We start from the raw sequence: 11,521 nt of genomic DNA on the forward strand, positions 1-11,521 counted from the left end.
TCAGCCAATCGGAATAAAAATTCGACTATTATAGCTGACTATTCGAAAATTATTGTTAAGTTTGTAGAAACAAACCAAGCGATGAGCAGGTTTTGTTTATTGGTAAAGCATATTCAATTCCGACGTGCCTGAGACTCTGACACAACGCCACTTGCAACAGGCATTCAGAAATAATCTCTATTTTCTCCCCATGAAAAAGAAGACTCTCAACATCATTAAAAACGATCCTTGGCTTGAACCATATACCGATGCCATCGTCGGACGTCACAATGAAGCCCTAAACAAAGAAGCTGAGCTCTGCGGGCCGGACGGCACTCTTGAAAGCTTTGCAAACGCCCATAACTTCTTCGGTCTTCACCACACAGCCGACGGAGGATGGGTGTTCCGCGAATGGGCACCGAATGCCACTGCAATCACTCTTATCGGCGATTTTTCCAAATGGAAGATCATGAAGAAATATGCCCTTAAGCCAAAGAAAAATGGTGTCTGGGAAATAAAGCTGAAGCCTAACGACATCCACCACGGCGACCTCTACAAGATGATGGTCAGCTGGGACGGCGGACAGGGCGAACGAATTCCCGCCTACGCGACCCGCGTGGTTCAGGACGAACAGACCAAAGTTTTCTCGGCTCAGGTATGGTCGCCGGAACCTTACAAATGGAAAGTGCGCCGTTTCCGCCCCGACACTCGTCCGCTCATGATCTATGAATGCCATATCGGCATGGCACAGGAAAGAGAAGGTGTCGGCACATACACCGAATTCCGCGACCTCATCCTGCCGCGTATAGCAGCCGACGGTTATAATGCAATCCAGATTATGGCCATTCAGGAACATCCCTACTACGGCTCGTTCGGCTATCATGTGTCGAGCTTTTTTGCTCCATCAAGCCGCTTCGGAACTGCCGAGGAACTGAAAAGCCTCATTGACCGCGCCCATGAACTTGGCATTGCAGTCATTATGGACATCGTACACTCTCATGCCGTAAAGAATGAAGTCGAAGGTCTCGGCCGCCTTGATGGCAGCTATAACCAATACTTCTACGGAGACTCGCGTCGCGAACATCCGGCGTGGGATTCGCTCTGCTTCGACTATGGAAAAAACGATGTGCTCAACTTCCTTCTTTCCAACTGTAAATATTGGCTTCAGGAATTCCGTTTTGACGGTTTCCGTTTTGACGGAGTGACCTCGATGCTCTACTACAGCCACGGACTCGGACAGGCATTCAACGGCTATGACGACTACTATAACGGCGGACAGGACACAAACGCAATCACCTATCTTACCCTCGCCAACAAGCTCATCCATAAAATAAACCCCAACGCTATCACCATCGCCGAAGAAATGAGCGGCATGCCGGGTCTCGCTGTACCCATCAAGGATGGCGGCATCGGATTTGACTACCGCATGGCGATGGGCATACCCGACTACTGGATCAAGACTCTCAAGGAGAAAAAAGACGAGGACTGGCATCCGACCTCTATTTTTTGGGAGCTGACCAACCGCCGTGCCGACGAAAAAACCATATCGTATGTCGAAAGCCATGATCAGGCTCTTGTCGGTGATAAGACTGTCATCTTCCGTCTTATTGACAAAGAAATGTACTGGCACATGATGCGCGACGATGACAATATGGTCGTTGCTCGTGGCATGGCTCTCCACAAGATGATTCGTCTTGTGACAGCATCGACCATCAACGGTGGCTACCTTAACTTCATGGGTAATGAATTCGGCCATCCCGAATGGATCGACTTCCCGCGCGAAGGCAATGGATGGAGCTATAAATATGCACGCCGTCAATGGGATCTCGTTGACCGAAAGGAATTAAAATACATGCTGCTCAACGCATTTGACAATGCAATGGTACATCTAATTTCAAGTGTCTACAACTTCCAGTCGCTTCCTGTAGTGAAACTTTGGGAGAAAGACGATGACCAAGTGCTTGCCTACATGCGCGGTGACCTCGCGTTTGTGTTCAACTTCAACCCGTCCAAAGCATTTACGGGCTACGGCATCCTCGCTCCCGCCGGAGAATACGACGTTGTGCTTTCAACCGACAATCCTGACTTCGGGGGCTATGGCAACATTGACGAAAGTGTCAGCCATCTGACACAGAACGACCCGCTCTTTGCGCCTTCAGGCAAGGAATGGCTCCGCCTTTACCTGCCACCGCGTTCGGCTCAGGTATTGCGTCTGCGTCGTGCGACACCGCCGAAATCCTCCAAAAAAGGATTCAAAGCATAAAAAACGGTACATGCATTCAACCATACACCACCGGGGAGCATCCGACATTGAAATTGCCGGAAACTCCCCGGATTTTTTCCCGGTCTCTGCAATCCGATAAAAGCCACAATAACGCAACTCAAATGCGATTTGCTTTATTCATGGCATTTCACTAATTTTGCAATCGGTTGCAACCAACCCGCGCAACATTGTTTCAACTCCATAAATCACCAACAACCATGTCAACAGAAAAAGTTATGACCCCTGAAGAGGCCCGCGAGTGGATGGAAACCCGCGAATGGGCAAACGGATGGAACGTCAATCCCGACGCGACCATCGACGCAGTCGAATTTGCGACACAGTATCACCGCAACAAACCTCTCTGGGACAAGCTCTTCAAATTTCTTGCCGAGCATGACCCGATGACTCTCGAGCCCGGAAAAATAGAGCTTGAAAAAGGCCGCGTATGGATTAATGTTCCGGAAGAATACACTCCGAAATCGATTGAGGAAACACGCACTGAAAACCACCGCAAGTACATCGATCTCCAGTACACTTTCGTCGGCGATGAACTCTATGGCCTCGCCGACCCTGACAAAGTGACCCCGACAATGGAATATGATCCGATAAAAGACCGCACATTCTATACACTCGACGCTCCCGCATCATACGTCCACGCAGGAGCTGACCGCTTCTTCCTCTATTTCCCGAAAGACCTTCACCAGCCTTCGGTCAAGGCTTCGGAAAATCACGGTATTTCGCGCAAACTCGTAGGCAAGATAGAATACGCTGAATAATCCGCCTGAAAATCACAATAAAAAGACAGATGCCACAGAAATTTTTGATGTCTGTGGCATCTGTCTTTTTATTAATACGCTTTTTCGCAAATTCACTTCTTCACGTAACGAATTGCATTGGCAGGCATATTCTCACCGTCATGGCCGAAACTTTTCATTGCATCATGCGGCTCTATCGTCACCTTTGATTCATCGAGTTTCGAACGGTCAAGCCCGAAAACTTCAATGAAAAAGTCATAGACAGCATTGCGCTTGCTCGGGCCGAAGTCATGACCTTCGTTCGGGAGATGGATATTCGAGACCTCATCCTTTGCGCCATAGAATCCATAGACACGCTGAAGATAGGGATATTCATTTTCAGGCACAATATTGGTCCAGTCCTTGCCGTCGGAAACAATGCACATCGGACGTGGAGCGAAAGCGGCTGCAAGCTCGGCATTGGTAGTACCACCGCCGGCACGCATTATAGGCATACCGCTTTCACACGGACAGCCGCCATCGAAATAAGATGACAGGCTCACCACCGGACATGAAGCTGTATAGCGCGGGTCGATAACCGACAGGAGCACAGACTGCGAACCGCCGCCCGAACCACCGTTGACACCGACGCGTGTAGAGTCCACATCCTTGCGGGCAATCATGAAATCGAGTATCGAGATTCCATTGAGAGCTTGTATGACATGAGCTTCAGGTTTGTGATGACCTTCGCCACCAACCTGCAAAGCGGATTCACCCCATCCATAAAGGTCATAATCCACACATATAGCTCCCATACGCGCAAGTGAGGCAAGGCGCTGCTGCTGAGCGTCGTTGTAACGGCCGTTGCCGAAATGTCCGTTCGGACAGATAATCAGCGGGTGCTTGCCTTTTGAATCAGGAGCATAAATCGAACCGCACACATAGAGACCCGGAAGAGTTTCAAGATAGAAATTCTGAACGGTATATCCGTCAAATTTACGCACTTTCGAAAAGACCGGTCTTGCTTCGACACGCTTTGCAAGCGCATCGTCAATGGTAAGAAGCTCACGGACTTCCTGACGGATAGAGTCTCGTCTCGCTTCCCAAGAATCCTTGTCGGAATAGAGCGAATTGAGCCATGCAACCATCTTGCGACCATCGGCTTCAGTGCGACGCGGATATTCATAACGTTTCAGTTTATAAGTCTTCTCATTCTGCTTCACGAACTTAAAGTCAAACGGCATAAGCACATTGGCCAGAGATTCCTCTACCGAATACGGACGGATACGAGAGTCGGCATACGGTAGTACAAGACCGGTAGTATCAATGTCATATTTCAATTTGACCTGAAAACGTTCGCTTATCTCTGTGAGCACTTCTCCCAAAGGACGGCGGAACTGGTTTTCATAATTATTCTGAGCCATTGCCGGCATGGCTGCAAGCGCCATGCCGAAAATGATAGTTGCTGATTTCATCTGTTACTTTATTTTTGAAGAAAAGGTATATTTACCGGATTTGACAGTCTTTGCCTGAGTTTCACCCGGAATAATCACGTCTGCCGACACATTGGCCGGAAGAGTCAAATCCAAAGTAAAATCGTCGCCATTGCGTCGCCAATCGACCTCAACGTCGCCGTAGAGGGTAGCGGTACGTCCTCTGACACTCGTCAGGTCACCCACAACCGAAGGCTCGATTATGAGATGCTGCATTCCGGGACGGCTCTCGTCAATCCTGATTCCTGCAAGCGAACGGAAAAGCCATTCGTCAATCTGCCCCATCATGAAGTGATTCCATGACGAACCCTGACGGGGATCCCACTGCTCGGTGAGCGTCGTAGCTCCGAACTGAAGCTGGAAACCATAGCCCGGAGTGTCGTAATGGTTATGCATTCTATACATGATTGAGTCAAGACCGTTGTCGGCAAGAGCACGGAAGAGATAGCGGTTACCGACGTCGCCTGTGGTAAGGCGCACGCCGTGCTCACGGATGTCGCCGACAAGATTATCAAGCACAGCCTGTTTCTTGTCTTCAGGAATCATGCCGAGGAAAAGCGGAAGGGCGTTTGAGGTCTGGCTACCCGTACCATAGTCGGATGTAGCCGGATCAAAATATTTCTTGTTAAACGCATCGTGCACCTTGTCAGCAATGGCCTGATAGCGCGCTGCATCATCCTTCTTGCCAAGCAGCTCGGCAGCCTTTATGACGTGGATAAGATCCATGTAATAATGAGCCGATGCGACAAGGCCGACAGGCGTGTTGCGCGAGAAGCCTGCACGGAAATCACCATAGTCATACCAGTCGCCGAGACCGAAGTCTATCAGATTGCCGTCTGCACGAGTGCCGAGATAGTCGACATAGGCAAGCATATTGGGATAGTATTCACGTATAAGACTGTCGTCGCCATAAGCTTCGTAGTACATCCACGGAGCAATAATCAATGTAGCTCCCCATTCGGGTGACTCGGCGAAATCATCCATACCCGGGCCTTCAAACACAACATATTGCGGGGCGACAGTCGGCACCATGCCATCGGCTCTCTGGCTGTCAGCTATATCGCGGAGCACCTTCGGATAATACGACGTGAGGTCGTAGTTATACAAAAGCCCCGGCCGTTTAGATGAACCTGCTCAAGCCATCCGAGCTTCTCGCGGTGCGGACAGTCGGTAAACACTGACTGCATATTACTCCTGACAGCATTGCGTATAAGACTATGGGCGGCTGTCAACACTTCGCTTGAACATTCAAACTCTCCGCCTTCAGAAGCCGAGTTATAGATGAAACATGATTTGATGTCCTCGATGACAGGCAACCCTTCAGGATTCGGTTCTCCGGCAAAGACCGCACCCTCGACCTGTATGTAGCGGAAACCGTAGTATGAGAAACGTGGATGCCACGTCTCCGGTTTGTCGCTGCGGAGTGTGTACGTGTAGTAATGCTGACGGCCGGTCTGTCGCTGATTGGCGGCATTATCGTCAGTGATACTTTCACCTACGACCATCGTAACTTTCTGACCCGGCTTGCCCTTGAGCGTGATTTCTGGGAATCCGGCAAGATTCTGTCCCATATCAAGAAGAATGGCAGAAGGATCGATGGTCCGCTTTGTAGCCTTGTTTCCCTTCTCAATTTCATCGGCAGTCAGCTTATGACGGCTTTTGACCGGAAAACGTTCCATAATCTTCACAGGAGGCGCAAGCTGAGGAGTCAGTTTGCCTTTAGGTGACTGCTGCACTACTACAGGATGCCATTTGCTGTCATCGAAACCGGCTTTATCCCATCCCGGCTGTTCAAGACGCGCGTCATAGTTCTCTCCTCCATAAATTGAATGGAAAGTAATCGGGCTTAGGTCATATTTCCAATTGTCGCCTGTCTCTATGATTTCTGACGAGCCGTCGGTATAGCGCACAAGCATCTTAACCCATAAGGTCTCAGGACCGAAACCAATCTGAAGTTTGCTGTAACGGTTACCGCGCACCACATTATAGAAACCGTTACCGAGCAAAACACCCATAGCGTTCTCGCCGGAATGGAGCATGTCGGTAACATCATAGGTGTTGAAATAGACAGTCTTGTCATAATCGCTCCAAAGCGGAGTGAACTCACCATCACCGACTTTCTCGCCATTGAGTGAAAGTTCATAGTGCCCGAGACCGCAGACATAGACTGTCGCATCAGCAATCTTTTTCGGCAAATCGAATTCTGTGCGGAGTATGATACTGCGCGATGCCATTGAGTCGACACGCTCCCAAGCTTCCTTCACTTCAGGTTTCTTCCATTTGTCGTAAGTATAATTGCGACCGTCAGGGAGATTTGCCTGCTCATAGCTGACAGCGCCGATCCATTTCCCATCAAGAAACTTGCTGTCGGGGGCTATGCGGAACTCAGCAGGATTGCTCCATGCCGATGCCTTGCCCTTCTCGTCCCAGACCTTCACACGCCAGTAGTAGCGTGTCATCGGTTCGAGACGCGGCCCGGAATAGGCCACAAGCTGGCTCTGTGGAGATTTAATTTTGCCAGAATTCCATACCTTGGAAGTTTTCTTACCGTCACGCGTGAAGAGCTCAATCTGATAAGCAGACTGCATCGTCCGTTGTCGCCTTTGAGCTGCCAACCGAAACGTGGGGTATCGGTGTCGACTGCTAAAGGAGTGTCGGTCATTTCGCATGTCATCCTGCCGACCTCGATTCCCCTTAACGGGAGCGAGGCCAGCAGAAGAATTGCCATATAAAGTATTCGCTTCATATAATTCTGTATTGATGATTAGAGGACATCCTTGCAGACAAGACGCTCAAGCGACGGTGCATGGCCGACTTCCTTGCCGTCGACATAGACACGCAGACCGCTGCCTTTGTGATAGCGCTGACCGTCCTTATCCCAGAGGATAGTGACATTTCGGCCATGATAGGGGACATTGTCAAGGCAGAACCAGTCCCATTCGCCTTCGGGGACAAGGGGATTGACCTCAATGGTATTGTCGTTGCGCGGGCGCAGACCGACGAGACCGGTTATGACGAGGTCGTTGAATGTCGAGTGATTATAGTAGCGGCTACGCTCCTGATCACCCTTCAGCCAATAGCCTGTAACCTCGTCGAGATACTCGCCTATATAGGGACGGCCACGATGGTGCTGCGACTCGACGTAGCGTTTCATCTGAGCGAAATAAGTGCTGTCGGTGACGACCGGATTCTCTTCGGTATTCAGATAGTTGGCAAGTGCGGTCAGAGTTTGGGCAGAGGCAAATGGCCAGATTGCACCGTCCCATTCGCATTTACCCACACCGCGCGTGCGGAATTCAGGGTGACGGCGCTCGGCAGTCGTAAGACCATAAGGAGCTGAGAAGCCATTCTCATCATTGAGCTGAAGCCAAGCCTCATCATATTTACCCTTGTCGGGAAGATTGAAATACCAAGGAATATAGCCGATGGCCTCGCGTGCCTGTGCGCAAGTGTCGCCTCTGACTGTCTCAAAGAAGGCGTGATCCTTATTCCATAGACGTGACTGCACAAGTTTTTTGATTTCTTCAGCTTTCTTCTCGTAAAGTTCCTGTTCATCCTTCTTGCCAAGCTTTTCAGCTATGGAGGCAAGAGCCTTGGCATTGCCATACATATAGGAGTTTATGGTCGGGCGCGCATATTTCTTCTTGCGGCCGCCGCTGATGCTTTCCTCCATACCGTCCTGCACATCGCCCTGCCAGTACAGTCCGTTTGGCAGACGGTGTTGCTCTTCCCATCGGGCATATTCGGCCTTCAGGTCAGGATACATCTTGGCGAGTGCGTCAAGATCACTATCGACAAGGTAACGGTTATAGACTGCATCAGGATTCCACGAGCTGAACTTCATCATCTTGGCCATAGGCTGACCGTCGTTGCCATGATACCATGTGTTGATGATGCCGTCGAGATACTTAGGGTCGCGCAGCCAGCGGCTTTCATAGATATGATGGCCGATGGCACATGCAATCAGGTTGTATTTGTCTGCATAGCTACGATCAACGAGGAATTCCGTCATTCCATAGCCTACAGGAGTATTCTTGATGTGCTTGCGCAGAGTCCACCAACGGTAATAATACATCTCTTCCATATCCTTGTCGGGACATTCGAACAGAGGTATGTTTTCCTTCATCCACTCCGACGATTCCGAATTGGGAATTGCCTGTGCGATGTTCTCATCCTCCATGTCATTGAAATAATCGGCATGATGTGAAAAATCATCGTATTTCAAGACAGATGCAGTGCCGTCAATGTCACGCGACGAGCTCTTGAAGTTTGCGATACGGTAGACGGCCTCCTTGTCTACGTCATTGGCACGGAGCATGTCGTTGTGCTGGTCGGCCTCAGTATCGACATTGGGGAAATTAGAGTGTGGACCTGTGCGGAATACCACGCGCTCAACCTCCTTGACAGGAGCGAAAAGCATTCGTGTAGTCTTCTTTTCTCCGTTGATATAGACTGTCGAATTGCGGTTGTCGAGCGAAAGGTCGACTTTCACATGATATGGCTTTCCGGGTTCGTAGTTGAGGATTTTGCCGTAGCGCGCTCCACCCTTCGAACGGAATTCTCCTTCCGGCGTGAGGTCAAGACGTGCGCAGGCTGTTCCCTCGTCATCAACGAACTCGATTAGCAGGTTGCCATAATCGTTTTGATCGGCCATAAGGTCAAACTCGACAGAAAGCTCACGTGTCGGCGGAATCTTTCGTTCCACTTTCGATATGTCAAACGGATCTTTGTCCGCAAGAGTCAGCCATGTTTTCCCATCTTTCTCCTGAAGCGAAACGGGAGCCCATACGGGTGAATAGATGTTCCACATCGTGAGATCGGAAAGCGACTTGAAATTGCCGAAATTCTCATCGGCATGTCCCGTAGCCACAAGCTCGACAGGGACAGGCACGCGTGCCACCCACATGTCTTCTTTACCGACGCTGTATGTCACCCAAAGGTCACCGTCGGGAGGATTCCCGTTGCCTTCCTGAATGCCTCTCACATATTGCGGACCGAACGACTTGTATTGGCCGGCATAGCGCATAGGCGGCACTTCACCGTGAACAAGATTAAGCGTAGTGTAGTCAAGACCGTCGGAACTGAGGGAGATTGCGAGCGGCCAACGGAATTCCGATGGATTATATACGGTGGCATAAGTGCCGTCGCTCAGTTTCTGTCCCCAGATTTTCGCGTTGCTGTTGACAAATCCTTTGGCGCGCTCCACAGGCTCGGCCCATGTATTGCCTCCGTCTTTGCTCACAGAAGTCAACGCATGTTTCCAGAGTGATGCTATGTCACCGTTGGGGAGCGTGTACCAGCAGAATGCCTTGTATGGTTTTGCAAGAGGAATCATCGGATCGTTGCGGTCGGCCTCCTCGACCCACTGCATGCGGTAAAGCGGATTGGCGATGATTTCCTCACAAGCTTCACGAAAACCCTTGTCCTTACTTTTCTTATAGTTGGGATAATTTGTATTCTTCTCGTTGAAGTCGTGATTGTAGTAGATAAAATATATCGGGCCGAACGAGCCGTCCTTATAGATCTCACGTACCACGCGTCCGATTCCGTTGCCGTCGTTTGGATCATCCTTGTGATGAAGGGCGATACCATAGTTGCCGATTGCAAGCAGACGGCCTGATTTCGACACATAGAATCCGACACGCTGGTGCATAACTGCGTCCTGACCTGAAGCTACGGCATCGATTCCTTCCTTCTTAAAACCGTCGGGGACGGGGTAGACAGGGAAAAGAATCTGAGGAGCACTCCAGTTGTAACCGTCTTCGGAGGTCTGGAGCAGAGTGCGGCCTCCGCCTACGTGTTCGTCGACCGGATTGGAAAGATAGTGCATGTAGAACTTGCCGTTCCAGTATGCCATCATCGGCTGATGATTGTAGGTCCAGCCGTTATCGTTCGGCGAATAGAGGTCATAGCGACGGTTGGCACGCATAGTCTGGATATTGTGCACGCCGACAGCCGGCGAAAGTGCTCCGTCGTGACGGTTGGGATTCGAAAGTTTTGTCCCTGTATAATGTATGCGTTCCTCGGCAGTAAGCCCGAAGGCTGTCAGACAGGCTGCCGATACGAGGACTAATTTTGTCAGCTTCATTTTTTATTGCTTGCTTCAATAAGGTTTTTGACTACCGAACGCGGAGCGCGGAATATAGTGCCGTGCTTGTGGTCCTTTGGTACGCTCACACTGTCTGTAACATCAGTGAATGTCACAAAGTCCTTTGTCTTGTGGGCGCTGTAGATGAATTTTCTGTAAGTATCATAATAGATGTAGTAGTCATCTCCGACTTTGGCTACCGACGGGCCTTCGGTGAAAGACTCTGTGAACGGCTCTGAAGCAGGAGAGTAAGGACCTTCGGCCGACTTTGCAAAAGCCACCTTGATGTTGCGGTTGGGACGAGTATTGTCCTTGACCACCATCACATAGTCATCAGTGCCACGCTTCACGAGTGTAGCGTCGATGCAGCTGAATCCCGGATCATAGAAAAGTTTCGGCTCGGAGAATGTATTGAAATCTTTTGTGGTGACGTAGTAGAGACGATGGTTGTTTTTCTCATCCTCGATGCCAACATCAAATCCGGCATCAACGACACATGAGGCGTATATGATCATGAACTGATCCTTAACATCGTCATAGAAAAGTTCGGGCGCCCACAGATTCTGGGTAGATGCAATCGAATCCATTGCCGGAATGCGACGCTGCTCGCTCCAATTGATAAGATCCTTGGAGCTTGCATAACCGAATCCCGTATCACCCTTCCACGCAATTGTCCACACAAGGTGATAAGTGCTGTCAGGACCGACAACAATCGAAGGGTCGCGCATGATGTTCATGCCGATTTCTGGCTTGAGCCATGTGCCGGCGATACTGTCCCAGTGAATACCGTCCTCACTGTAAAGGAAGCGCAAACCTTCGTCGGCTGGTTCGTGGAACGATGTGAACATATATAAATCGTTTTCGGGCTGCGTTTCAGTCTTGTTAGCACCCGAACTACACGAATAGAGGCCAAGACCAAGCCCGACTGTCGCTATAGCTGCTGCAAATATTTTCATGATGGTTA

General features: G+C 50.1%; 6 protein-coding genes and 2 pseudogenes. 2 read left to right on the forward strand and 6 right to left on the reverse strand.

The features are described 5' to 3' along the window. Positions 1 to 190: 190 nt before the first annotated feature. Together E7747_RS00365 and E7747_RS00370 are read left to right on the forward strand one after the other, a co-directional pair. Positions 191 to 2,242: an alpha amylase C-terminal domain-containing protein gene (locus tag E7747_RS00365; protein ID WP_136413362.1), complete on the forward strand. Its 2,052-nt coding sequence runs from the start codon at positions 191 to 193 to the stop codon at positions 2,240 to 2,242. 218 nt (positions 2,243 to 2,460) lie between these two features. After that, entirely contained in the window at positions 2,461 to 3,018 is a 558-nt protein-coding gene (locus E7747_RS00370; protein WP_136413363.1) for a YhcH/YjgK/YiaL family protein, read from the forward strand. A 95-nt stretch (positions 3,019 to 3,113) separates the two neighbouring features. Here E7747_RS00370 and E7747_RS00375 read toward each other — a convergent pair. The 6 genes and pseudogenes from E7747_RS00375 to E7747_RS00390 all read right to left on the reverse strand — a co-directional run. Beyond that, positions 3,114 to 4,451, reverse strand: a pseudogene (locus E7747_RS00375) (alpha/beta hydrolase family protein); the annotation flags it as partial. A gap of 3 nt (positions 4,452 to 4,454) precedes the next feature. Next, positions 4,455 to 4,757, reverse strand: coding sequence for an alpha-L-rhamnosidase C-terminal domain-containing protein (locus E7747_RS17405; RefSeq protein ID WP_394366333.1), 303 nt, complete (start codon positions 4,755 to 4,757; stop codon positions 4,455 to 4,457). Positions 4,758 to 4,781: 24 nt separating this feature from the next. Beyond that, positions 4,782 to 7,039, reverse strand: a pseudogene (locus E7747_RS00380) (family 78 glycoside hydrolase catalytic domain); the annotation flags it as partial. Continuing rightward, positions 6,925 to 7,215 (reverse strand): hypothetical protein, encoded by a 291-nt coding sequence (locus tag E7747_RS17410; RefSeq protein WP_394366312.1) that lies wholly within the window; start codon positions 7,213 to 7,215, stop codon positions 6,925 to 6,927. The pseudogene E7747_RS00380 and the gene E7747_RS17410, both read right to left, overlap by 115 nt. Before the next feature lie 18 nt (positions 7,216 to 7,233). Continuing rightward, positions 7,234 to 10,557 carry an MGH1-like glycoside hydrolase domain-containing protein gene (locus E7747_RS00385; RefSeq protein WP_136413367.1) on the reverse strand — a complete coding sequence of 1,108 codons (3,324 nt, stop codon included), beginning with the start codon at positions 10,555 to 10,557 and terminating at the stop codon, positions 7,234 to 7,236. Then, positions 10,554 to 11,513, reverse strand: coding sequence for a glycoside hydrolase family 43 protein (locus E7747_RS00390; protein WP_228449211.1), 960 nt, complete (start codon positions 11,511 to 11,513; stop codon positions 10,554 to 10,556). The genes E7747_RS00385 and E7747_RS00390 overlap by 4 nt, the downstream gene beginning before the upstream one ends. Between the last annotated feature and the right edge of the window lie 8 nt (positions 11,514 to 11,521).

This window comes from Duncaniella dubosii (genome assembly GCF_004803915.1).
Classification (GTDB): Bacteria; Bacteroidota; Bacteroidia; order Bacteroidales; family Muribaculaceae; genus Duncaniella; species Duncaniella dubosii.

Coding starts and splice junctions, on each gene's coding strand:
- E7747_RS00365 (WP_136413362.1), top strand. CDS start 191: ATGAAAAAGAAGACTCTCAACATCATTAAAAACGATCCTTGGCTTGAA.
- E7747_RS00370 (WP_136413363.1), top strand. CDS start 2,461: ATGTCAACAGAAAAAGTTATGACCCCTGAAGAGGCCCGCGAGTGGATG.
- E7747_RS17405 (WP_394366333.1), bottom strand. CDS start 4,757: ATGATGGGGCAGATTGACGAATGGCTTTTCCGTTCGCTTGCAGGAATC.
- E7747_RS17410 (WP_394366312.1), bottom strand. CDS start 7,215: ATGAAGCGAATACTTTATATGGCAATTCTTCTGCTGGCCTCGCTCCCG.
- E7747_RS00385 (WP_136413367.1), bottom strand. CDS start 10,557: ATGAAGCTGACAAAATTAGTCCTCGTATCGGCAGCCTGTCTGACAGCC.
- E7747_RS00390 (WP_228449211.1), bottom strand. CDS start 11,513: ATGAAAATATTTGCAGCAGCTATAGCGACAGTCGGGCTTGGTCTTGGC.